Here is a 24,876-nt window from a genome sequence, read left to right as displayed (position 1 = left end):
CCTGGACCGTCGATCAGCTCTCGTTGTGGCAGTTGTACGGGTTGGGGTCACCGAAGTCGTGGCCGGCGAAGCAGGAGCGGAAGTCGTAGCCGTTGGGCTTGAACAGGAACGCCATGTCCTGGGTGTTGTTCCAGATGTAGTTCCCGCTGCCCCAGTACAGGTGGCCGGCGGTGTTGGTGCCCCGCCCGGTGTGCAGCTTGACCGTCTTGCCCGCGCCGAGCTTGTACGACGGCAGGACGTAGCTGTGTCCCGCCAAGTCCTCCACGGACCAGCCCTTGAGCTGCACCGCGGCGGAGGTGCCGTTGTGGATGTTGATCCACTCGTTGTTCAGGCTCGTGTTGGAGCGGGTGTCGCTGCCAGGGCTGTCGTACTGCCATCCGCCGAAGTGAACGGTCTTCGGATCGGTCGCGGCGAAAGCCGGGGCGGTGGCGAGCGTGCCGGCGGCCATGGCGGCAGCGGCGATCAACACGGCGTACTTCTTCAAAGTGGTCCCTCCCTGTGCATGGACACGCCCTGGCCTCGCGTTGCGGCGCGGGGGGCCGGGGCGGCCGTCATGTTGACACATCGCTTACGTGCTGAACGTGGGTGGGGTGCGTGGAAAAAATCTTCAGAGGCCGTGAAGCCCTGCGATGTCTTCAACAACAAGGAGTTGGTACGTGGTGCTGGGCGGGCGTGCCATCCGGCGGGTGGTATGGCCCGTCCGTGGCGATCATGGCTGGCCGGGCAGTCCTGACGCATCGGCTGTTCACAGGGCTGCCCGGTGTCATCTTGCCGGTCTGGTTCAGGAGTTGGCCGTGCCGCGGCAAGTGTGCATCGAAGGCCGCCGCCACGTTGCGCGAGGCGGGGTCGGGAAGCGGTTCGAGGGTGCTGGCGTCCGGCATCGGCTGGTGTTCATCGACCGGCTGGTGGCCACATCGGTCCATCTGCAGCACGACTTACCGCACTCGGTGCTGGGGCTGGGGTTCGGCGTCGACCGCTCCAACGTCACGCGGCCTGTCGGGGAGGTTCGAGCCCTGCCGGCCGCGCCGGGTGGGGTCCCTGAATGCTCTGACCCGCGTCTTCGGGCTCTGACAGATGTGTTCGCTTAGGTTCAGGCCGGGGGGCATAGAGTTTCGGCTGGACGCCACCAAGATCCAGGCTCGCAGGCAGGTTTCCCAGTACGACCGAACGTGTGGGCGATTCGGGTGGCCGCGCCGAGCCACCTCCGAAGCACGCCCCCAGCTTGAGCCTGCAGGAGGCAAACGCTGTCATGCACCACCTCCCACCGTCGACTGGCCCGTGACTGCGAGGCGAGGCCGGCAAACGTGGAACCCGTGATTCGCTGATCGTTGATCGGCATAATGGTCTGCGGGCTCACCCGCCGCGGACTGGCAGCACGGTTCGGAACTCGGCCCTGCCCGCACACTGATGAATCCGGCCGGCATGGTGGCAACCGGAGTGCCGCTGATCGGGTCCACTCAGCGTGTCGATAGGCAGAGGCGGACAGCTCTCCGCCTTCGTCGGCATCGTCTGCACCCTCATCTGCTACCGCCGACTCGCCACGACACCCGTCAGTTGCGATCCAAAGCGGGGGTGACCTACCAGTGGTGCCAGATCTCTCCTGGATTGATGTCCATGAGGATCCCGCGATGTCCCCTGTATTGAAGAACACGGCCCAGCTCACCACCGTATCGCCCGCGCGCCGGGCCCCTCGATCGAACTCGAAGTCTGGCCAGGAAAGGTCGCCTGCGGGGCCGAACCAGATTCCCTTCCCGTGCTCCAGCGCCCACGCCTCCATCTCCGAGGAAAGCTCTGACGGTACTCGGCCTATCAGGCGAATACCCTCGCAGGCGACCTGAGCTCGCGATACGCCAATATCAACCACCTGCACACCCACCCTCGCCCTCGACATCCACCGCTACGCCCATCTCATGCCGAGTGCGGCGAGTTGGTCTGCGGTGAGCATGTCGCGTCTCGATTTGGTGTTCGAGACCCGCCCGCCAAGGGCTCCTGGTCGTCAACGCCTGGGGCCGGGACGTCGTCCCGGCCCCAGGCGTTGACGACTACTGCTGCTAGTCGCCGTGGGTCAGTGCTGGCCGTGGCCGCCGTCACTACGACGGCGTTGGAGCGTGAACTTCTCGAAGACCGACAGCTCACCTGTGGGCGTGATGATGTTGTAGTAGGTGACGTGGATGCGGGTCATGTCACCGGGGTGACGGCCCGGGTCGACGGCGAACTCGGCGAAGCCGTACGGATGCTCCGCGTCGCGGACGCCGATCCAGACCGCCGTCTCCTTCTCCTTGACCGAGTTGAACTTGCCGACGTGCTCCATCTGGACGTACGCCGAGTGATGCCCGTGACCGTCGGCGTCGTCGGTGGTGAAGCTGTTGTTGGTGATGCCGGACACGCCGCCACCGCCGAGGACCATGTGAGTGGTGCCATGCTCGCTCTCGATCACGTCGAGTGCGGTCTGACTCGGGTTGGGTGTGAGGGTGACGCTGCCGGGGACGACGCCACGCACCGCCAACGAGCGCTCGTAGTCGTGCTCGTGGCCACAGACCACCAGGTCGACGCCGTACTTGTCGAACAGCGGGCCGTACGCCGCGCGCAGCGCGACATCGGGGCCGTTCGCGGCGGTCGCCGAGCTGATCATCACCTGGTGCATGCAGATGACGATCCAGTCGATGGCCTTCGAAGCCCGTGCCGACTTGAGCTCCTGCTCCAGCCAGGCGAGCTGCCGACCACCGGAGTAGCCGTTGATGTAGATGTCGCCGCCCTCCTGCAGGGCGATGTCGTCGTTCTGCAGGGAGATCACCTTCACCGAGCCGACCGTGAAGGAGTACCAGAGGTTGTCGAGCTCGGGCTGGGTCTCGGTCGAGGGCAGCTCGAAGTAGGTCTGGTACGCGTCGAGACCGAGCTTGCCGTTGCCCAGCTCGATCTCATGGTTGCCCGCGGCCGGCATCCACGGACGGAATCGCGCCGAGCGGCTGTTGTTGGCGAGGAAGTCGTGCCAGACGCGGATGCGGTCGGGCCCGGTGTTGGCATAGCAGAGGTCGCCGTTGAGGAGGTGGAACAGCGGGCCGACCTTCTCGATGCCGGTGACGATGTCGGCAGCGGCGGGCGTGGCGTTGGGCTCGAAGTCCCGGCCCGAGGCGTCGGCCGGGTTCGCTCCGGTCTTCCACGTCACACTGGGCGCACCCTGGTCGCCGAAGCTGGTGAAGGTGAACGGAGCTCGGCCGGACGGCGCCGTGTGGAAGGTGCCGGCGTCGGGGGTGGCGCCGTCGTGCTGGGCCGCGTACAGGTAGTCGGTGTCGGCCTTGAGATTGCTGATCAGCGCGTGATGGACCCAGACGGTCCGCCCGGATTTGCCGTCCACGTAGGTCTTCGTCGTCGCGTGCACCGTGGAGCCGAAGCCGCCACTCAGCGTGCCGTAGACGACCCGGGGGTTCTTGACGGCCGCGTCGGTGACCCACGAGACGACCATCTGGCTGCGGGGGTCAGCGCCGAAGGTCAGGTGCAGGCCCTGGACGGGGGTGGTGGCCGAGCCGGTGGTGAGACCGGTGACCTCCGACTTCGCCGGGACCGCCTCGGCGGTTCCGGCGCCGAGGACCAGTGGCCCGGCGGCGGCGCCGGACACTGTCGCGCCGAACAGGCCGAGCGCGTTGCGACGAGAGATTCTGGTTTGCTTGGGTTCTTCGGACATTCCAGGGGCCTTTCGCGTCGTCGGGTGCAGTCGCACACCGACCGGACAGCAGCGCTCCGAACCCGACAGCGGGCTGCGGCAGGTCAGCGGTGCGCGCACTCACGGACGCTAGGAAGCACGATCGACCGGAGCGGTGAGACAGGTATGAACGCCAGATGGCGGTCACCGCAACGGACGGCAATGCCCGGCGGCCTGGCCCTGTCTTGGCTAATGCCTTGGAGCGGTTGGGGTGTTCGGGCGCGCTCCCGTCAATCGTGATGAAGCCGACGCCGCGAGGCCCGCGCGACATCTCGTCGGCACGGGGTCTCCGCGACGGTTCGATGTCCCGGTGCGGGACGTCACGTCGGATGGCCGCGTAAAGCTCAACCCGCGATAGCTGCGGCGGCATCGGTACGAAAGATCATGCGAGGCCGGGCGCGAGTGCCAGCAACTGTTGCGCAACCACGACCTGCAGTCCCTCTCCAGGCGCAGCCGGCTGCGCAAGCGACGCATCCCGCAAGGCTCGAGTTCTCCACCCGGCTCGGCCGGCGCCGCTGGACGATCGAGCGCACGATGTCCCGGCTGGGCGGCTGCCGCCGTCTGCACCGCCGCTACGAACGCAAGGCCGAGCACTTCCTGGCCTTCACCGCTATCGCCTGCAGCCTCACCTGCTACCGCAGACTCACCAAATGAGACGACGTCCAAAGGATCTCGACCTGCCGCGGCAGCCGGGCGGCCCGGCCCGCGCCACCGTACAGGGCCGCGACGGCGCCGGCCGCCGCGCCACGTTCGACCTCTACCTGATCAGCGAGTCGGTGCCGACCTCCGCGAGCGCAGCTCAGGTGTCCGCGGCCGCCGCCCGCCGTACGACCGGGACCCGGGTGTGCGAGCAGTGCGGAGCCCGGCCTGAACTGCCTTGTACGAAGGTGGAGTCGTGGCTGCTGTGCCCGGCCTAAGCCCACATCGAACGCCTGCGTACCGCCCAGCGAAAGGCCGGCGAAGCCCGCGCCCACGCACATCAGGAAGCCACACGGCTCCTGGACGGCGGGGACCTCGCCGTCGTCCACGTCACCTACACCGACCGCGGCACGACTGACTCCGGAAAGCAGCGCACGCCATCGGCCGCGCAGGTCACCGCGCTCGGCGCCGACGGCACGTTCCGCTCTACCTCCTCCAACAAATCGCTGTCCCCCTGAACTCGTGAAACCAGCCGCAACTTCGGCGATCCACGAGTGACGCCTAACGACCTCGTGCACGGTTGGCCGTGCACGAGCTCGTTAGGCGAGTACCCACTGGGGCGGGTGTCCGGGGTCGGCCGGGCAGGTGAAAACGTGCAGGTCCCGGTCCCGGCCGAAGCGGAGCCGAGTGGGTTGGGCAACGGATTGGCCACCCCGGATCGATGCCTTCCCTCTCAGGGCCGGGTCACGATCCTCCAGTGGCACCCAGCTGCGCGAGCCAGCGTCCGTCTCGTAGCCCTCGGCCGTCAGCAGCAGACGCATGCGGGTTGCGCAGGACGCGCAGTCAATGGCCCAACCCCGCGCAGGCCGATGCTGGCCCACAGCCGCCATGCCCGCGGCGTCAGCCACGACACCCGCGCTGACACAGCGCCGCCGGCCCGATCCCGCCTACGCCCGAAGTCGACCGGCAGCGGCCCTGCCCCACCCCACCGGAACAGCATCGTGAAGGCGGCCACTTCGCGGTTCCACTTCGCGCCGCTGATCCGGGCCGGGTTTTCCTCCGCCCAGCACCGCCAGTGCCGGAAGTCGGCCAGATCCCGCTCGCCTGCTCGCCGCCATTCGAGTCCCCGAGCGGACAGGAATTCCAGCAGCAGGCGGATATCCGTCGCGTAGTTGCGCTTCGTCTCCCGTTCCAGGCGCTGGAACTCCGGCGACCGTACGAAGGCCAGCAGGCCCTGGTCGATGGAACCATCGGGACAGACGAACACCGGATCTCCCGGTGCCAGACCGATCCCAGCCACCGCAGCGGGCAGATCACGAATGCCGAGAACACCCTCGGCAGGCAGCGGCCCCCATTTATCAGGCACCCAGGCAAGATTCCATGTGAACAACGCATACCCCTGCAGAAGCGCTTGAACACGCGAGTTCTACAGGGAAGGACTTGACTCCAACGACCCCTCCTGTGCAAGACCCGGAATCAGCTTGAGGCTAACCACCGCGGCGTGAGGGTGAGAAGGTCCGTGGAACGACCTGCCCACCCAATTCGACCCCGATTCGACCCAGTGGGTGCGCACAGAGCAGTTCAACGCGCTGACCAGGGTAAAGGTGGTGTGGCGGACCCGACAGCCTATGACTGCGGGTACCAGGCACGTCCTCGGCCGACCGTGTTGACTGGGGCTGTGAAGGCGACGGAACTCGGACAGGCACTGCGGCGCTGGCGCGACCGGGTCGCGCCGGACGCGGCCGGGCTGCCGGCCGGCGGCCAACGGCGCGCGGCGGGGCTTCGGCGCGAGGAACTGGCGCTGCTGGCCGGGATCTCGGTCGACTACGTCACGCGCCTCGAACAGGGCCGGGCGACCAACCCGTCCGTGCAGGTCGTAGAGGCGCTGGCACGGGCGCTGCGGCTGTCCGCGGACGAGCGGACGTATCTGTTCGGGCTGGCGGGGCTGGTGCCGCCCGGTCCCGACATGGTGCCCGCCTACATCACGCCCAGCGTCCAGCGGCTCCTCGACCGGCTGGCCGGCACCCCCGTCGCGGTGTCCGACGCGGCCATGACCCTGCTGGTGACCAACCCGATGTACGCGGCGCTGATGGGCGACCCGTCCGGGCTGCGCGGCTTCGAGCGCAACGGCGTGTGGCGCAACTTCCTCGCCCGGCCGACCCGGGTGCGGCACACCCCCGAGGAGCGGCATGCCTTTGAGGCCGGTATGGTCGCCGAGCTGCGCTCGACGGCCGCACGCTATCCGGCCGACCGCCAACTGCGGCGGATGATCGCCGAGTTGCGTGCGCAGAGCAGGCGGTTCGCCGAGCTGTGGGACGCGGGGGGCGTCGGCCGGCTGGAGGCGTCGCGCAAGACGGTCGAGCATCCGCAGGTGGGCTCCCTCACGCTGGACTGCGACCACCTCCGGGTCGAGGAGCACGACCTGCGCATCCTCGTGTACTCGGCCGAGCCGGGCACCGAGGCGGCCGAGAAGCTGGAACTGATCTCGGTGCTCGGCACCCAGAGTCTCACCGGAAAGCACTGACCCGGCCGGCGCGACCTCGTCGGCACGGTCACGTTGGCACGGGCTCGCTGCCAGACAAAACTTGCGTGACTCAAGCAAACCATCTAGCTTCCTTTCATCCGGAAAGGCATGCAGCGGCGGGGCGCCGCGCTCGACGGAACCGTGGAAGTGTCCGGCCCGGTCGGGGGGCCGACCGTGATCGAGGTGGAGTTGCCGTGCGTGTGGTGATCGCCGAGGACAACGCCCTCCTGCGGGAGGGGCTGGTCCTGTTGCTGGCCTCGGCCGGGCACGACGTCGTGGCCGTCGTCGGGAGCGGGCCCGAGGTCGTGCCCGCACTCCTGCAGCACCGGCCGGACGTGGCCGTGCTCGATGTGCGGATGCCCCCGGGCTTCCGCGACGAGGGGCTGCGGGCGGCGCTGGAGGCCCGCGAGCGGCTGCCCGGGCTACCGGTGCTGGTGCTCTCGCAGTACGTCGAGGAGACGTACGCCGGTGAGCTGCTGGGCGGTGGGACCAGCGGCATCGGGTATCTGCTCAAGGACCGGGTGGGCCGGATCGACGAGTTCCTCGACGCGCTGGAGCGGGTGGCCGCCGGCGGCACCGCGCTGGACCCCGAAGTGGTCGCCGAACTCCTCACCCGGCGCAAGGACTCGCCGCTGGACTCGCTCACACCCCGGGAGCGCGAGGTGCTGTCACTGATGGCCGAGGGCCACGACAACGCGACCATCGCCGGAACCCTCGTGGTCACCGAGCGCGCGGTGCACAAGCATATCGGCAACGTCTTCCTCAAGCTCGGCCTGCCGCCGAGCGACAGCGGCCACCGCCGGGTACTGGCGGTCCTCGCCTACCTGGCCCACGCACCACAGGCGTGACCCCGCCCCTGGATGCGGCCGCCGCCGGACCGCCGGAAGAGCCCGCCCAAATAGGTCAACTCCCGCAGCAAAGTCAAGTGTTGACATGTCCTGAGCGCGTGACTGATGATCACAACTACATCACGGAGCCTCCTGAGGAACTCTGCACAACTGACGCCTCAGTGTGCGCATCCGCACCACGCGTATCCCCCCGTCGGTCCTCCCCCACTCGCCGATATCTACGCAGCCCTCACCTCGCGTCCCCTCACTTCGCGTCCCCCCACTTCCGGCACTTCGCGCGATGCCGTCATTCGCCGCGCCTCCGTTCCGTCCCCGGTCCCGTCCCCCGACAGGAAGGCCAGGCCTTGCCGGTGCTGAACACTCCCCGTCTCGCCCCCGCGGACCCGGCCCCCCGTGTCCGGCCCGCGTCCTTCGCCCAGCAGCGGCTGTGGTTCCTGGCCCAGCTTCCGGGCGGGAACATCGCCTACAACGAGACCCTCGCCTTCCTCCTCACCGGCCCGCTCGACCCCGGCATCCTGGCCGCCGCCTTCGACGCCCTGACCGACCGGCACGAGACCCTGCGGACGCGGCTGGTGGCCGAGGCGGGCGGAGTGAGTCAGCACATCGACCCGGCGGGCTCGGGTACCACCCTGGAGTTCGAGGACCTCAGCGCCTCGGACGACCCCGACGGGCGCGTGACCGCGTGTCAGCGGGAGGAGGCGGAGCGGGAGTTCGACCTGGCGGCCGGTCCGCTCTGGCACGGACGGCTGCTCGCCCTCGACACCGCACGTCACGTGCTGTTGCTGACGTTCCATCACAGTATCTACGACGGCGCGTCGATGAACGTGATGATGAGGGAAGTCGGCCTGCTCTACGAGGCGTTGGCGGCCGGTGTGCCCGACGGGCTGCCCGGGTTGCGGCTCCAGTACGCGGACCACGCGGAAGCCCAGCGGGACTCCGTGCTCGGTGGCGCCCTCGCCACTCAAGAGGCCTACTGGAAAGACGTGCTGGCCGACGCCCCGCCCGTGCTCGAACTGCCGCTGCCGGGGCCGCGGCCGGCGGAGCAGGGCTACGACGGCGGTCGCGTCGGGTTCGAGCTGGACGCGGACGTCACGGCCGCCCTGCGCGGGCTGGCCCGGGAACACGGGGCCACCTTGTTCGTCGCGGTGCTGACAGGCTGGGCCGTGCTGTTGTCCCGACTCTCCGGGCAGCAGGACATCGTTGTCGGAAGCCCGGTCGCGGGCCGCCGTGGCCCGGGGACCGCCGGGCTCATCGGTTTCCTCGTCAACTCCCTCCCGCTGCGCGTCGACCTGTCCGGTTCGCCGACCGCGGCGGAGGCCCTGGCCCGCACCCGGGCGGTGGTCCGCGGCGCCCTGGCCCACCAGGACCTGCCGTTCGAGCGGATCGTCGAGGTGGTGAACCCGCCCCGCAGCGCGGCCCACACCCCGTTGTTCCAGACGATGCTGGCCTGGGTTCCGGACCGGCACGACCTGCTGAAGCTGCCCGGCATCGAGACCGCGCCGCTGCCGATCGCCCACGCCCCGGCCAAGTTCGACCTCGCCCTGTCGGCGACCGAGTCGGAGGGCCGGGTCACCGGCCACCTCGACCACGCGACCGCGCTGCTGGACACCGCCACCGCCGAACGCTGGGCCGGACACCTCCGGCACGTGCTCACCGACATGGCCCGGCACCCGCACCGCACCGTCGACACCCTGGAGTTGATGGACCCGCGCGAGCGCCTGGAGCTGATCGGTGCCGGCGACGCCACGCGGCAGCGGGACGAGGACGACAACTCCTCCGGCGTCAACGGCTCCTTCGAGGCCGGCGGCTCCCCCGCCGACGACTCCCCCGCCGGCAGCGGTTCCTCCGACGGCACCGGTTCCTCCGTCGCCATGGCGAACGCGCTGCGCTCGGCGTCCGGCATCGCGGAGCTCTTCGAAGCCCGGGCCAGCGCCCACCCCGCCGCGACCGCCGTCACCGACCGCGACCACGCGCTGGACTACGCGACGCTCGACCGGCGTGCCAACCGGCTCGCCCACGCCCTCGTCGCCCGTGCCGTCCGCCCGGGCGACGTCGTCGGACTGCACACACGCCGTACCGGTGACCTGGCCGTCGGCATCCTCGGCATCCTCAAGGCGGGTGCCGCCTATCTCCCGCTCGACCCCGGGCAGCCCTGGGAACGCCTCACCGCCATGGTCGAGGACGCCGTGTGCCCCGTGGTCCTCAGCGACCACCGCGGTGCGGACCGGCCAGGGGACTGGCTCGACATCGGCAGGGTCGAAACCGAGGCCGAGGGCACGGCCGGGGACCGACCGCCGGCCGGAATCACCCGGACCCCGGACCAACTGGCCTACGTGATCTTCACCTCCGGGTCCACGGGCCGGCCCAAGGGCGTCGCCGTCGAGCACCGCAGCGTTCTCAACCTCTTCTCGGCCTGGCACGACCGGATGGGCACCGCCCGCGGTGAGGCGGGCTCGGCCTGGTCCAGCATCGGCTTCGACGCCTCGGTCCACGAACTCCTGCTGCCCCTCACCACCGGCGGTGTGCTGCACATCGTCCCCGAGGAGGTCCGGGGCGACCCGGAGGCACTGTTCGCCTGGCTGCGCGAGCACGAGATCGTGCAGGCGTTCCTGCCGCCCGCCTACGTCAAGTGGGCCGACGAGGACCCGGACCGACGGCTGCGCGGCCTGCATCTGCGCAAGCTGCTGACCGGGGTCGAGTCGCTCACCGAGGCGGCGCTGCACCGTATGACGGAGCTACTGCCCGGCCTGCGGGTCTGCTTCGGCTACGGCCCCACCGAGGCGACCCTCTACAGCACCGCCCACTACGACCCCCTCCCACTGGACCGCCCCTGCCCCATCGGCCGCCCGCTCCCGGGCACCCGCTGCTACGTCCTGGACGCCCGGATGCAGCCGGTCCCGCCCGGCGTCGTCGGGGAGATCCACCTCGGCGGGGCGGCCCTCGCCCGCGGCTATCTCAACCGCCCCGACCTCACCGAGGAACGCTTCCTGCCGGACCCGTTCGTGCCCGGCGCCCGCGTCTACCGCACCGGCGACCTCGCCCGCTGGGGCGACGACGGCCTGCTCCACTACGCGGGGCGCGCCGACGACCAGGTGAAGCTGCGCGGTTTCCGGATCGAACCCGGGGAGATAGCGGCGGCGTTGACGCGGCTGCCCGGCGTCCGCGAGGCCGTCGTCCTCGCCGACCAGGACCCGGCGGGCCGGCCCCGGCTGGTAGCCGCCGTCGGCCGGGGCGACGCCGCGGCGCGCACCAGCGCCGACTGGCGCACGGCACTCGCCCGCAGCCTGCCGGACTACATGGTCCCCGCCGTCGTCCTCGACCTGGAGACCCTGCCGCTGGGCCGCAGCGGCAAACTCGACCGCGCCGCCCTGCTGCGCCTGGTCCACGAGCAGACGTCGGACCAGGTGAACACCGCCAGCCCGCGCGACCACGTCGAGCACGCCCTGTACCGCATCTGGCAGCGCATCCTGCTCCACCCCGCGATAGGCGTCGGCGACAACTTCTTCGACCTCGGGGGCACGTCCCTGTCGGCCATCAAGATGGCCCACGAGGTCACCGTGGCCTTCGGCCGCCGTCTACCGGTCGCCGAGGTCATGGTGCGGCCGACGATCGAGGCCCTGGGCGCGCTGCTGCGCGAGGACGGGACGCACCGCGCCCCGGGCAGCCTGATCGAGTTCCGCCGGGGCACCGGCCCCCGGGTGGTCTGCGTCCACCCGGCCGGCGGCACCGCCTTCTGCTACCTGCCCCTCGCCGCCCACCTGCCCGGACACACCGGCCTCTACGGCATCCAGTCCCCCGGCGTGAACCCGGGAGAGGACATGCTGCCCAGCGTGGAGACCATGGCGGAGGCGTATCTGCGCCTCCTCGAACCCCTCGGCGAAGGTCCGCTCGTCCTGACCGGGCTCTCCTACGGCGGACTCGTCGCCCACGAGATGGGACGCCTGCTCGGCGCCGCCGGACGGACCGACGTGAGCGTGGTCCTCCTCGACACGCAGGCGACCGACGACGCCGAGGCCCGTGCGGCGATCACCGCCGTCGACGCGGCCGAGTTCCGCGACAAACTCGTACGGTTCAACGGGATGTACCCCGGCATCGACGACGCCCAGGTGGACCGCTACTTCCGGATCTACAACCACAACCGGCTCACCGCCCGCGAGCACGTACCGGCCGCCTCCCCGGCCCGGCTGGTCCTCGCCGAGGCCGTGCCGGAGGGCGCCGACACCCCCTTCCACGCCGAGGTCCGCGCCTTCTGGCGGCGGCGTGCGCAGGGCGAGTTCCGCGTCGAGACGATGGCATGCGACCACTGGGAGATCCTGGAGGGCGCCGAGACCGCCCGGGTCGCCGCGTTGCTCGCCGCCGAACTCGCCCATCACGAAGGGCAGTCGACGCACGCGACGCACTCCGTCGCCGTACCGGCTGGAGAAGCCCGATGACCGACCACACCACACCCTCCGGACCGGCCGACGGCGCCCTGGCCGACGGCGCCCCGGCCGACGCCGGACTCGTCGAGGCCGTGCTGGCGCAGGCCCGCCGCGTGCCCTCCGCCGTCGCCGTCGAGGACGGTGGCCGCGTGCTCGACTACGCGGAACTCGACCTGCTCAGCGGCCGGGTCGCCGCGACGCTGCGTGAACGGGGCGTGGGCGCCGGGCAGTCCGTCGCGGTCTGCCTGCCCCGCTCCTGGCAGCTGGTGTGCGTCATGCTCGGCATCCGCCGTGCGGGGGCCACCGTCGTCCCCCTCGACCGGCTCAGCCCGTCCGACCGGCAGCGCCACATCCTCGACGACTCCGGCGCCGTCGCGGTCGTCCACGACGGTGTGACCGAGCACGTACACGGGATCGACGCCGACCTGCTCCTCGGCCTCCCCGACCTCCCCGAACCGACGGCGCCTCCCGTCGCCACCGTGCCGCCCGCACCCGCCGGCGACGACGCCACGGCCTTCGTCTTCTACACCTCCGGCAGCACCGGCCGCCCCAAGGGCGTCGAGGTCACCGACGCGGGTGTGCTGCGGCTGGCCCGGCCCGGCTGGCTCGACCCGCGGCCCGGCGCCCGCTTCGCCTGCCTGTCCAACCCGGCCTTCGACGCGCTCAGTTTCGAGGTCTGGGCCCCGCTGCTGACCGGCGGCGTCTGCGTCGTACTGGACGACTCCGACGTGCACAGCCCGCACCGGTTCGCGGCCGCGCTGCGCGAACGCCGCGTCGACACCGCGTTCATCACGGTGGCGCTCTTCAACACGGTCGTCGACAAGGTTCCCGGCTGCTTCGCCGACGCCGGCCAGGTCCTCGTCGGCGGCGAACGGCTCGACCCGCGCGCGATACGCACCTGGTACGCCGCCAACCCGCGCTCCGCCACCGTCCTTTACAACGTGTACGGGCCGACGGAGGCCACGACGTTCGCCCTCTGCCACCCGATCCCCCGGGACTTCGACGGCGACTCGGTCCCGATCGGCACCCCGCTCCCGGGGACCGGGCTGCTGCTGCGCACCGCGCACGGGCGCACCGCGGAGGACGGCGAGGTAGCCGAACTCCTGCTCTCGGGACCGGCGTTGGCGCGCGGCTACCGCAATCTGCCGGAACTGACCGAGCGTTGTTTCGTCCGGTTGGAGGACGAGAACGGCACCCCGCGCCGCTGGTACCGGACCGGTGACCTGGTACGCCGGGACGCCGACGGGCGCGTGCTCTACGTCGGACGCGCCGACCGGCAGGTCAAGGTACGCGGCTTCCGCATCGAACCCGGCGAGGTGGAGCAGCGGATCATGACCCTGCCCGCCGTCCGGCACGCGCACGTCTGCACCCGGCGTGACACGGCGGACCGCCATGAACTGCTGGCCTTCCTCGTCCTCGGCGACGACCTGTCCTTCGCCGACTACGAACGCCACCTCGGCACCTCCCTGCCGCCCTACATGCGCCCCCACCACACCCACCTCGTCACGGAACTCCCGCTGACCGCCAACGGCAAGGTCGACCAGGCCGCGCTGCTGCGCGAGGCGGACACGCCGTGGCGCGGGAGAATTGCGGACGCCGTGCCGGTCAGCGCCGGGCAGCGTCCCGTCCTGGAGATCGCCGAGGAGATCCTCGCCGTCGACGGCCTGCGTCCCGACGACCGCTGGATCCCGAGCGGCGGCGACTCCCTGAAGGCGTTGCGCTTCCGCTTCGAGATCCTGGAGCGGTACGGCGTCGACATCCCCCAGGGTCTGGTGCTGCGGGCCGACTTCGCCGCTCTCGCGGACGCCGTACACACCGCCGAGGCGGACTCCCGTCCGCCGGTGCCGCCCGCCCCGGACGCCACGGCCGCGCCTGCCACCAGCGAACAGGAACGCCTCTGGCTCCTGCACCGGCGCGACCCGGACGACCGCTCCTACGACGTGCCACTCGCCTTCCGGGTCCAGGGCACCGTCGACCCGCAGGCACTGCGCCACGCGCTGCGCACACTGGTGGCGCGGCACCCTGCCCTGCGCACCCGGCTGGTCCCCGCCCCGGACGGCCTGCTCCAGCGAACCGAGGCGCCGTACGACCCCTGGCAGCCGCTCGACGCCCCCGCCGATGAGCCCTGGCAGGAGACCGCCGACCGCTTCTTCGCGCACCGCTTCGACCTCACCGAGCCCCGAATGCTGCGGGCCGCCTGGGCGGAGCGGACCGACGGCGGTCTGCTGCTTCTGCACCTGCATCACGCGGCCGTGGACGGCTGGTCGCTCAACCTTCTCTTCCGCGACCTCACCGACGCCTACGCGGGCGACGCCGGGCGTCCGGCTCCGGCCGTCAGTACCCTCGACCTGGCCCGCTGGCAGCGCGACTGGCGCGCGACGCCCGCCTACGAACACCACCACGCCCGGCTGCGCGACCACTACGCCGACGCGACGGAGCCGTCACCCGCCCTGCCCGCTCCCGAGCCCAGGTCATCGGCCCGGCCGCGGGCCAGGCTGCTGCGCACCTCCCTCGACCTGGTCCGCCGTACCGCACTGGACCGGCGCGCCGCGGAACTCGGCCTGACCAGGTTCCAGTTGCTGGTGTCGGCGTTCGCCGCGTGTCTGTACGGCGTGACCGGGCAGGCCCGGCCCCTGGTCGCCGCTCCGGTGGCGAACCGGCCGCGCCCCGAGTTCGCCGAGAGCGTCGGCATGTTCGCGAACACCGTGCTCCTCGACCTCGCCGTGCGGCCCGACGACTCCCTGCACGCCCACCTCACCGCGCACGCCGCCGGTGTGCGCCGGGTGCTGGAGGGGCAGGAGGTCCTCCTCGCCGATCTGCTCACCGATCCGGCGTTCCGCGACCGCACACCCCTGTTCGACTACCTGTTCGTCCTGGAGAACACGGAGTTCTCCGCGCTGCGTCTGGCCGGCTGTGCGATCGAGCCCCTGTGGCCCGAGCCCGCGGGCGCCAAGTGCGCGCTGACGCTGTCGGTGGTGGAGGACGAGTCGGGGTTCGGCTGTCTGTGGGAGTACCGTGACGACTTCGGCGCCGAACGCGCGGAAGCGGCGGCCCGGTTGTTCCGGCGGGCCCTGGACCGGCTGACCGGTGACGGCGACGGCGACCTCACCCTGCGCGAACTCGTCGGCCCCGACCGCACGTCGGCGACCGCCCACGGCACTCCGGTGGAAGCGGACTTCACGACGGTCGCCGAGGGTTTCGCCCGCCAGGTGACCCGCACCCCGGACGCGCCCGCCGTCACCCTCGGCGGGACCACCCTCACCTACGCCGAACTCGACGCCCAGGCCGACGAGTTGGCGTCACTCCTGAGCGTGCCCGAGGATCCCGCCGCCCCGGCGGCCGTGGCCCTGTACCTCCAGCCGTCCGTCGAGCACGTCGTCGCCCTCCTCGCGGCGGCCCGCCGCAACCTGACCGTCGTCCCCCTCGACCCCGCCTACCCGCCGGCCCTGCTCCGTCATGTACTGGACCGTGCCGCCCCGCTGTGCGTGCTGACCGGCGCCCAGGACCTCGACGTCCTGGCCACGATCGCCCCGCCGGACCTGCCGCGGCACGTCGTCACCCTCACCCGCACGCCCACCGCGCCGCCCGTGCCGTACCGGCACCGCGGACTCCGGCCGCTGTACACCCTGTTCACCTCGGGCTCCACCGGCACGCCCAAGGGCGTCCAGGTCCCCGACCGGACCCTGTGCTCCCTGCTCACCTGGCAGCGGACGGCGGGCGGACTCGAACGGCCCGCCGTCACCCAGCAGTTCTCCATGCTCTCCTTCGACGTCTCCTTCCAGGAGATCCTCACCACGCTGTGCTCCGGCGGCGAGCTTCGCCTGGTCCGACCGGCCTGGCGGCAGGACGTGCCCACGCTGCTCGGGCAGTTGGAGACGGGTGGTGCGGAGCGGATCTTCCTGCCGTACGTGGCGTTGCAGCTGCTCGCCGAACACGGCGTGCGCTCCGGGGTGTTCCCGTCCCGGCTGCGTGATGTCGTCACCGCCGGGGAGCAGTTGGTGTGCACGGACGCGATCCGGCGCTGGTTCGCCGGACTGCCGGGCGGGGCCCGCCTGTTCAACCACTACGGCCCGACCGAGACCCACGTCGTCAGCGCCCTGTGCCTGGAAGGCGACCCGGCCGGCTGGCCGGCCCGTCCCGCCATCGGGCGCCCGGTGGCGGGGGCGGTGCTGCGGGTGGTCGACGAAGGGGGTCTGCCCGTTCCACCGGGTGTGACGGGCGACCTGCTCATCGGCGGTCCCATGGCGGGCCGTTGCTATCTCGGCGACCCCGCCGCACACCACGACCGGTTCCTCGACGACCCCGAGCTGGGCACCCTCTACCGCAGCGGGGACCGCGCCCGCTTCGACGAGCGCGGTCTGCTGCACTACGCGGGGCGCGACGACGGCCAGGTCAAACTGGGCGGACACCGTCTCGAACTGGGCCAGGTCGAGGCCGCGTTGCTGGAGCTGCCCGGGGTCGTCAACGCGGTCGCGGGAGTACTGGACGGCCGGCTGGTCGCCGCCCTCCAGTGCCGGGGTGAGGATCCCGACCCCGCGGACCTGACCCGGCGGCTGGCGCTGCTGCTGCCCGCCTACGTCCGGGTCGCCGCCTTCCGCCGCGTGACGGACCTGCCGCGCACGCCCAGCGGCAAGCTGGACCGCCGGGTGGCGCTCACCGCGCCGGGGCGGGAACTGCGGCCGGAACGGAAACTGGGGCCGGGGCGCGAACCGCGGCAGGCGTACGAACCACGGCCGGGGCGCGAACCGCGGGCGGACGGCCGCGCGGACGCCGTGCTGTCGCCGCTGGAAGGGCGGCTGGCCGAGCTGTTCCGGGCGGCGACCGGGCGGACCGTGGCCGTGGACGAGCGGTTCCTCGACGCCGGTGCCACCAGCCTGGACCTGATGCGCTTCCAGCTCCGATGCGCGGGAGAGGGCGATCTCCCCTTCTCCGTACCGGACTTGTTCGAGCACGTCACCCTGCGCGCCCTGGCCCGGCTGCTGACGGACGACGGCACCGCCGGCGACACCCCGGCCCGCGGGCCGGAGGCGTCGGGCGGCGCCCGGCGGACGGCGGACGAGCCGGTCGCCGTCGTCGGCATGGCCGTACGGCTGCCGGGCGCGCCCGACCTGGCCGCGTTCTGGGACCTGGTCGTCTCCGGCCGGCGCGGCATCGAGCACTTCGCCGCGGCCGACGGCCGGGTCGGCGCCCGCAGCCAGCCGGCGGGACTGCTCGACTTCGACCCGGGCCGGTTCACGATCAGCCCGCACGAGGCCCGGCTGATGGACCCCCAGCAGCGCCAGCTGCTGATGAACTGCGCCGAAGCCCTGGCCCACGCCGGAATCGGCGACCCGGCCCGGCTGCGGGTCGGCCTGGTCGCCTCCTGCGGCGAGAACACCTACTTCCAGCACATGCTGCGCGACGGCGACCCGGACCTGCTGCCCGACTCCTTCCGGCTCGCCCTGCACCACGAGAAGGACTTCCTCGCCACCAAGGCCGCCTACCATCTCGGGCTCACCGGACCGGCGTTCACGCTCCAGTCCGCCTGCTCCAGCTCGCTCGCCGGGGTGCACATCGCGGCCGGGATGCTGCGGCAGGGCGACGCCGACGTGATGCTCGTCGGCGGGGTCCTCGTAGACACCGGGCTGACCGACGGCTACACCTACCGGCCGCAGCACATCTTCTCCCCCGACGGGCACTGCAGGCCCTTCAGCGCGGACGCCGAGGGCACCGTGGGGGCGAGCGGCACCGGAGTGGTCGTCCTCAAGCCGCTGGCCGCGGCGCGCCGGGACAGCGACACCGTGTACGCGGTCGTCACCGGCTCGGGGCTGAACAACGACGGCTCCGGAAAGCTCGGTTACAGCGCCCCGTCGCTGCCCGGGCAGCGGGCCGCGATCCGCACGGCGCTGAAGCGGAGCGGTCGCGGAGACGGTGGCGGTGGCGGTGGCGACGTCGGGTACGTCGAGGCGCACGGCACCGGTACCCGGCTCGGGGACCCGGTCGAGGCGACCGCGTTGCGGCAGGCGTACGGGCTGGCGGAGGACGCGCGGGTGGCGCTGTCGTCCGTGAAGAGCCAGATCGGGCACCTGGGCGCTGCGGCGGGCGTCGTCGGCCTGGTGCGGGCGGTGCTCGCCGTGCACCACGGGGTCGTCCCGCCCACGGCCGACTTCGACCGGCTCAACCCGGAGATCGCCGACGGCCCGTTCCGGATCCCGGTCACCGCCGAGCCCTGGCCCGCCGGTCCGCGGCGGGTGGCCGGGGTGAGCAGCTTCGGCATCGGCGGCACCAACGCCCATGTGCTGCTGGAGCAGCCGGCCCCGGTGCCGGTGACGGACCCGGCGGAGCCGCTGCCGTGCCTGGTGCTGTCCGGCGCCTCGGAGGCCGCGGTCCGCGCGGACGGGCGCCGTGTCGCCGACTACCTCACGGCCCGCCCCGACGCCTACCTCCAGGTGCTGCGGCACCTCCAGGCCGGGCGCCCCGCCCTCGCCCACCGCGCGGCGGCCGTCTGCCCCGACGCCGCCTCGGCCGTCGCCTGGCTGCGGGCGCTGCCGACGGTCACCGCGTCCCCCTCCCAGGACGCACCGACGGTCGAGGACCGCGACCCGCACGCCCTCGCCGAGGCATGGGCGGCCGGCCGCACCGTCGTATGGCCGACGGGCCCGGCACCCGCGCCCTGGGACTTCCCGCCGCCCGCCTTCGACACCGCCGAGTACGACTTCCCGCGCGCCGCCGTGGAGCGGTCCGGGATCTCCCGGCTGCCCGCCGCACAGTGGCTGCACCAGCCTCTGTGGACGCGCTCGCGGCGCGCCCGCACCGGCGCCCCGGTGTCCCGCCGTACCGCCGTGGTGGTGATCGGCCCCGGGCAGGACGGCGAGAACTGGCGGTTCCTGGAGCGCCACTACGCCCGCGTGGTGACCGTACGCGCCGGGCAGGGCCTGACCCGGCTCGGCGACGACCGTTACGAGGCCGATGTCGCCGACGCCGGGCAGCTCGCCGCCCTGCTCGACCGCCTGACCGGCGAGAACGGACCGGACGGACCGGCCGTCGACTGGCTGCACGCGCTTCCGCTCGCCCTCGACGGCAGCGCGACCACGGCCGCGCTGGACACGGCCGAGTGGGCCTGCCTGGACACGGTCGCCGCCCTCGCCCTGGCCCTCGCCGGCCGCCCGGAAGCGAACCGGCCCCGGGCCTGGCTGCTGTCCCAGCGGGCGCAGCCGGTCACCGGGAGCGTGCACACCCCCGAGGCCGGTCTGCTCGCCGCGGCCCTCGAAGTCCCCCGGCAGGAACTGGGCGTCACCCTGCGCTGGGCAGACCTGCCCGGCCCGCACCCGGCCGGCTGGGCCGCCCACCTGCCCGACCTGCTCCTCGACGGCACCATCGCCGTCACCGACCGGGCGACGGCCCTGCGGGACGGCTTCTGGTGGCATCGCACCACCGTGCCGGTGCCCGCGGGCGAGACGCCTCGGCCCGCCGCCGCGCCGGGCACCCATCTGGTCCTCGGCGGCACGGGCGGTCTCGGCACCACCCTGGCCGCGAGCCTCCTGCGGCACCCCGGGAACCGGGTCGTCCTGGTGGCCCGTGGCGCCGAAGTACCCGCGGCGCTGCGGGCGTTCGGCGAGCGCGTCACCCTCGTCACCGCCGACCTGGCGGCCGAGGAACCCGCGGCCGTAGCGGACCGGCTGGCCCCGCTGCTCGACGGGCTGGCCGGCATCGTGCACGCCGCCGGCACCGCCGCGGGCGGGCTCCTGGCCCGGCGCGAGCCGGCCGCCGCGCGCGGGGTCACGGCGGCCAAGCTGCGCGGCGCCCTGCTCGTCGAGCTGCTCGTGGCCGAGCACGCCCCCGACTACGTCCTGTACTGCTCCTCGATGGCGGCCCGGTTCGGCGGAGTCGGCCAGTTCGACTACGCGGCCGCCAACGCCTGCCTCGACGCCTACGCCCACCACACCGCGCCCGGCGGCGACGCCACCGTTCGCACGAGTGTCGGCTGGGACGCGTGGCGGGACGTCGGCATGGCGCAGCAGCACGCCGTCCGGGCGGACGCCCGGCACCGCGAGCACCTGACCGTGGCGCTCACCCCAGAGGAGGGTACGGCCGTCTTCGAGCGGGCCCTCCACCTCCAACTGCCGCATCTCATGGTGAGCACCACGGACCTGACGGCCGCGCGGGCCTTCTACGAACCGGCCCCCACCGCCGAGCCCGCCGCTCCCGTGCAGGGTGACCTCGGCGCGGAGATCACCGGAATCCTCCTCGACCTGCTCGGCGTGGACGCCGTCGACCCGCAGGCGCCCCTGTACGACCTGGGCGCCGACTCGCTGACCCTGCTGGAGCTCCTCGACGAGATCAAACGCCGGCACGGCGCCGACATCGAGCTGTCCCGGCTCAGCCACCGGGTGAGCCTCGCGGAACTCCTCGGCCACCTCGCCGGCAGCGGTGTCCGCCCGCACGGCGCGGTGGACGTCGAGGTGTGGCAGCGCGGCCCGGGGCCGGACGTGCTGTGCCTGGTGCATCCGGTGGGCGGGGACATCCAGGCCTACCGGCCGCTGGTGTCCGCCCTGCCCGACGACCTCACCGTCTGCCTGATCGCCGACCCCGGGCTGCGCGGCCCCGGGCTGCCGGACCGCTCCATCGACGAGCGCGCCGCGCACTACCTGGCCGCCGTACGAAGGGAGTTCCCGGAACCCGGGCGCCGACTGACGCTCGCCGGCTGGTCGTTCGGGGCGTGGACCGCGCTGTCGATGGCCACGCTCGCCGAGGCCGACGGCCGGCCGGTGACCGCCCTCCATCTCCTCGACCCGCCGCCGCCCGGCGCCGGGCACCGTCTGGCCGGCTACGACGAGGAGCGGATACAGGCCGTCTTCGCCCGTGAGTTGAGCGGAAACGGCGCGGGGCGGCCGACCGAGCCGGTACGCGACGCCACCGGACCTCTCACGGGTCTTCGCCGGGACTCCGCCGAACCCCGCGCTGGTTCCCGTCGAGACTCCGCCGAACCCCGCACAGATCCCGGCCCGGACACCGTCGGCCCCCTCACCGAGTCCGGCCGTGCCTACGCCGAGCGGCTCGCGCGCTGCTGCCGTGCCAACCTGTCGGCCATGGCCGGGCACCGGCTGCCGCGGCTGCACCGGACACCGGCCGCCGTATGGCTGGCGGCGCGCCCCGTGGACGAGGCGGCGCTCGCGCCCGAACCCACGGCCCCCGGTGCGTGGGACGCCCATCTCCCGTCGCCGTACCGGCTGCACCACGTCGACGCCGACCACTACCAGATCGTCGCCGAGCCGCATGTCCGGGAGATCGCCGCCGCCCTCGCTCTCGCCGGGACCCCGTCCGCCGCCCGGCCGCAGCCCGCCGGACGGATCTGAGGAGACCAGCCGTGCAGCATCCGTACACCCACCTGCCCGCGAGGTCGTTCTGGCGCACCGCGGTCGCCGAGCCCGACCCCGCGGACATCGACGGCCTGTGGACGCCGAAGTTCGCGATCGGCCAGGACGATCCCGTGGTCACCGCCGGATCCTGCTTCGCCGCGCACATCGGCCGGGCCCTCCTGGCGGAGGGCATGCACTGGTACGACGCCGAGCTCCCGCCCCCGGGCCTGACCGCCGCCGAGCAGGCGGCGCGCGGCTACCGCCGTTTCTCCTTCCGGACCGGCAACATCTACACGGCCGCCGCGCTGCGCCAGTGGGTCGCCTGGGCGCTGGAGGAGGAGAAGCCGCCGGAGGAGGTGTGGGAGGAGGACGGTGTCTTCCACGACCCCTACCGGCCCACCGTGGAACCGGACGGCCACGCCTCTCCGGACGACGTGCTGCGCGCCCGCACGGTCACCCTCGACGCCGTCCGCACCGCCCTCGACAGGGCCGACGTCCTGGTGTTCACCCTCGGCCTGACCGAGGCCTGGCACGACGTCCGTACCGGTACCGTCCTGCCGATGTGCCCCGGTACCGTACGCGGCACCTACGACCCCGGCCGGCACGTCCTGCACAACCACACAGTGGACCGGGTGCTCCGCGACCTCACGGACGTGCTCGCGATGGCGCGCGGCGTCAACTCCCGGCTGCGCACGGTCCTCACGGTCTCCCCGGTCCCGCTGACGGCGACCGCCACCGGCGGCCACGCGCTGGTCGCCACCACCCACTCCAAGTCGGTGCTGCGCGCCGCGGCCGGCCAGCTCGCCGACGCGTCCGACGACGTCGACTACTTCCCGTCGTACGAGATCGTCACGGGCTTCCCGTACCGGGCGGCGTTCTACGAGCCGAACCTGCGCACGGTCACCCCGGACGGGGTGGCCTTCGTGATGCGGCACTTCTTCCGGGCCGTCCGGCCCGGGGCCGGCACGGCTCCGCCCGCGCCCGCACAGACCACCCCCGTCACCGGCGTCGCCGGCGGAGAGGACCACTGGTGTGACGATGCCGTACTCGACTACTACGCCCCCCGTTCCCGCCCGGTTCCTCCTGCTCGGTGACTCCCACGCCGGCTGTGTCGGACGCGCCGCGCAGCAGGCGGGGCTGCCCTTCGTGGGCGGCCCGGTCGGCTCGGGGCGGGACTTCCTCGGGCCGTTCCTCGACGTCGGCGACGACGGTGACGGTGACCTGGTCTTCCGGGACGCCGACACGCGGCGGCTCGTCCGGGAGTTCCTCGACGTGCTCGGTGCGACCGGGTTCGCGGGGCTCGGCGTGCCGCTGGTGTGCACGTTCGGGCTGAGCGCGCACACGGTGGCCACCCGGCAGAACTGGGACATCCACCGCGACCGGCACGGCACCGTGGCCGAAGGGTTCCTGCGCAGCGGCCTGTTCGGCGACCTGGTCCGGGCGAGTGTCCGCGGCGCGCTCGCCTTCTACGACCGTACGGCCGCCCTCGGGCTGCGGGTGCTGGCCCTCATGCCGCCGCAGCGCGTCCCCGGCATGTCCGACCCGGCGGTCTTCCTCGCCGCCCAGGACGTCGTCGGCGCCGAACTCACCGCGCGCGGTGTGGAGCTGGTCGACCTGCGGGCCCGCGTCACCGACGGTGCGGGGCAGCAGCGGCCGGTCTTCTGCCAGGCCGACGACACGATCCACGGCAACCTCGCCTTCGGCCGTCTGGTGGTCGCCGAACTCCTCGACCGCGGGCTCTGACCCCGCACACCCGTCAATGCTTCCGTCCGCCCCGTCCCAAGGAGGTCCCTCATGGAGGACTACGCGCTGCGCGCCGTAGAACAGCTCACCACCCGCCCCGCCGAGCCCTACGACACCCTCTCCGTCGCCCCGATCACCCCGGTGCTGGGCGCCGAGGTCACCGGCCTCGACCTCTCGGGCGAGCTGACGCCGCAACAGGAGAAGGAGCTCAAGCACGCCTTCCACACCCACCACGTCCTGGTCTTCCGCGACCAGGACCTGACCCCCGAGGAACACAAGCGGTTCGCGGGCGTCTTCGGCGAGTTGCACCCCGTCGCCCTCGCCGCCGAGGGATCCGACCCGCACATCCTGGAGATCAAGGCGGACAAGGACTCCAAGGCCGTCGCCGGCAACGGCTGGCACTCCGACGGCACCGCCGACGCCGAGCCCTCCCTCGGCTCCATGCTGTACATCACCACGATCCCCGAGGGCGGCAGCGGCGGCGACACCCTGTTCGCCAACATGCACCTCGCCTACGAGCTGCTCTCCCCCGCCCTGCGCGGCTTCCTGGACAGTCTGACCGCCCTGCACGACGGCGCCAAGCCCTGGGCGGACGCCGGGCTGACCCCTCCGCCCGAGTACGACGTGCCGCGCACCGAACAGCCGGTCGTCGTCCGCCATCCGGAGAACGGCCGCAAGCTGCTGTTCGTCAACGCCCCCTACACCTCGCACATCACCCAGCTGTCGCGCACCGAGAGCGACGCCCTGCTGGGGATGCTGTACGCGCACATCGCCCGTACCCCGCTGCTGCACTGCCGGGTCCGCTGGCAGGAGCGCACGCTCGTGTTCTGGGACAACCGCAGCGTGCAGCACCACGCGGTGTGGGACTACTTCCCGCACACCAGGGAGGGCCGCCGGGTGGCGATCGACGGCACCAGCCTGCACGCCTGACCCGGCCGGAAGGACAGCGCAGATGGTCACGACCTCGGCCGCCCCGGCGGCGTTCCGCGCCGCGCTGCGGACCCAGGCCGCCGAGCCGCCCGCGGCCGGCGTACCCGCCTGGCTGTGGCGGCTCGCCACCGCCGTCCACGGGGAGCTGCCGCCGGCCGCCGCGGACGCCTGGGCGAACCGGCTGCACGGCCTGCTCGGTCCGGCGGGGGTGCCCGCCGGGCTGCGGGCCGTGCACATCTGGCAGGCGGACACCGTGCTGCCGCTGCTCGCGGGGACGGCGGACACGGCCGTGCCGGCGGACCTGCACCGCGCGGCGGCCCGGGGGACACCGGCCGGCCGGGGCACCTGGCGGTCGGCTCTGGGCCCGTTGCTGCTGCGGCTGTACGACGCCGCCTACGACCGTCCCTCCGCCTACGCGGAGGGGCACGCGGGTGCCCGCGACTACGCCCTGGCCAACGGGTACGCCGCGGCCGAGGCGGACGCGTACGGCCACGAGTACGCGGGGCTCAGCACCGAGGCGAACGCCCGCGCCTTCGCCGAGGCACACGCGGAGGCCCTCGGCCCGGCACTCGCGGCGGCCTACGCGGCCGACGACCCCCAGGCCTACGCCGCCACCTTCCCCGGAGCACAGCTGAAGGCCGTCGTACGCGCCACGGCAGCGGTGAACGGAACCCCCCAGGCCCAGCTCCTGGCCGACGGCCTGCTCACAGCGCTCGGGGCCGCCCGGCCGTGA

12 protein-coding genes and 2 pseudogenes are annotated in these 24,876 nt (G+C 72.6%); 11 read left to right on the top strand and 3 right to left on the bottom strand.

Annotated features, from left to right (window positions below; translation table 11 throughout):
- Positions 1–13 precede the first annotated feature (13 nt).
- Entirely contained in the window at positions 14–484 is a 471-nt protein-coding gene (locus KVT45_RS45005) for a lamin tail domain-containing protein (protein WP_254648287.1), read from the bottom strand.
- A gap of 227 nt (positions 485–711) precedes the next feature.
- Between KVT45_RS45005 and KVT45_RS45000 the strand changes: the two are divergent.
- Positions 712–1,146 (top strand): annotated as a pseudogene (locus KVT45_RS45000) (transposase family protein); the annotation flags it as partial.
- 919 nt (positions 1,147–2,065) lie between these two features.
- On the opposite strand, the gene KVT45_RS44995 reads toward KVT45_RS45000, so the two are convergent.
- Positions 2,066–3,682 carry a metallophosphoesterase family protein gene (locus KVT45_RS44995; RefSeq protein WP_254648286.1) on the bottom strand — a complete coding sequence of 539 codons (1,617 nt, stop codon included), beginning with the start codon at positions 3,680–3,682 and terminating at the stop codon, positions 2,066–2,068.
- A gap of 501 nt (positions 3,683–4,183) precedes the next feature.
- On the opposite strand from KVT45_RS44995, the pseudogene KVT45_RS44990 reads away from it, so the two are divergent.
- Both KVT45_RS44990 and KVT45_RS44985 read left to right on the top strand, forming a co-directional pair.
- Positions 4,184–4,354, top strand: a pseudogene (locus tag KVT45_RS44990) (transposase); the annotation flags it as partial.
- Positions 4,351–4,617, top strand: a complete 267-nt coding sequence (locus tag KVT45_RS44985) for a hypothetical protein (RefSeq protein ID WP_217555519.1) — start codon at positions 4,351–4,353, stop codon at positions 4,615–4,617. The pseudogene KVT45_RS44990 and the gene KVT45_RS44985, both read left to right, overlap by 4 nt.
- Before the next feature lie 527 nt (positions 4,618–5,144).
- Here the strand turns inward: KVT45_RS44985 and KVT45_RS44980 are convergent.
- Positions 5,145–5,729, bottom strand: coding sequence for a site-specific integrase (locus tag KVT45_RS44980; protein ID WP_217555518.1), 585 nt, complete (start codon positions 5,727–5,729; stop codon positions 5,145–5,147).
- Between the two features lie 288 nt (positions 5,730–6,017).
- Here KVT45_RS44980 and KVT45_RS44975 point away from each other — a divergent pair, with 288 nt between their 5' ends.
- The 8 genes from KVT45_RS44975 to KVT45_RS44940 all read left to right on the top strand — a co-directional run bounded on the left by KVT45_RS44975 (position 6,018) and on the right by KVT45_RS44940 (position 24,876).
- Positions 6,018–6,863, top strand: coding sequence for a helix-turn-helix domain-containing protein (locus KVT45_RS44975; protein ID WP_217555516.1), 846 nt, complete (start codon positions 6,018–6,020; stop codon positions 6,861–6,863).
- A gap of 194 nt (positions 6,864–7,057) precedes the next feature.
- A complete protein-coding gene (locus tag KVT45_RS44970) occupies positions 7,058–7,711 on the top strand; it encodes a response regulator transcription factor (protein WP_217555514.1) in 654 nt (217 codons plus the stop codon).
- Positions 7,712–8,061: 350 nt separating this feature from the next.
- A complete protein-coding gene (locus KVT45_RS44965) occupies positions 8,062–12,144 on the top strand; it encodes an amino acid adenylation domain-containing protein (protein ID WP_308311053.1) in 4,083 nt (1,360 codons plus the stop codon).
- Positions 12,141–21,467: a non-ribosomal peptide synthetase gene (locus KVT45_RS44960; RefSeq protein WP_217555511.1), complete on the top strand. Its 9,327-nt coding sequence runs from the start codon at positions 12,141–12,143 to the stop codon at positions 21,465–21,467. The genes KVT45_RS44965 and KVT45_RS44960 overlap by 4 nt, the downstream gene beginning before the upstream one ends.
- Positions 21,468–21,478: 11 nt before the next feature.
- Complete coding sequence (locus KVT45_RS44955; RefSeq protein WP_217555509.1) at positions 21,479–22,564, top strand: GSCFA domain-containing protein; 1,086 nt, start codon at positions 21,479–21,481, stop codon at positions 22,562–22,564.
- Positions 22,503–23,213: a hypothetical protein gene (locus KVT45_RS44950; RefSeq protein ID WP_217555507.1), complete on the top strand. Its 711-nt coding sequence runs from the start codon at positions 22,503–22,505 to the stop codon at positions 23,211–23,213. Before KVT45_RS44955 ends, KVT45_RS44950 begins: the two co-directional genes overlap by 62 nt.
- A 51-nt stretch (positions 23,214–23,264) precedes the next feature.
- The gene (locus tag KVT45_RS44945) at positions 23,265–24,143 is read left to right on the top strand and encodes a TauD/TfdA family dioxygenase (RefSeq protein ID WP_217555505.1); all 879 of its coding nucleotides are present in this window, start codon (positions 23,265–23,267) and stop codon (positions 24,141–24,143) included.
- 22 nt (positions 24,144–24,165) lie between these two features.
- Entirely contained in the window at positions 24,166–24,876 is a 711-nt protein-coding gene (locus tag KVT45_RS44940; protein ID WP_254648284.1) for a hypothetical protein, read from the top strand.

The sequence above is a fragment of the Streptomyces sp. GbtcB6 genome (genome assembly GCF_019091475.1).
In the GTDB taxonomy this organism is placed as follows: domain Bacteria; phylum Actinomycetota; class Actinomycetes; order Streptomycetales; family Streptomycetaceae; genus Streptomyces; species Streptomyces hyaluromycini.
This window is presented reverse-complemented; position numbering and strand designations above follow the sequence as displayed.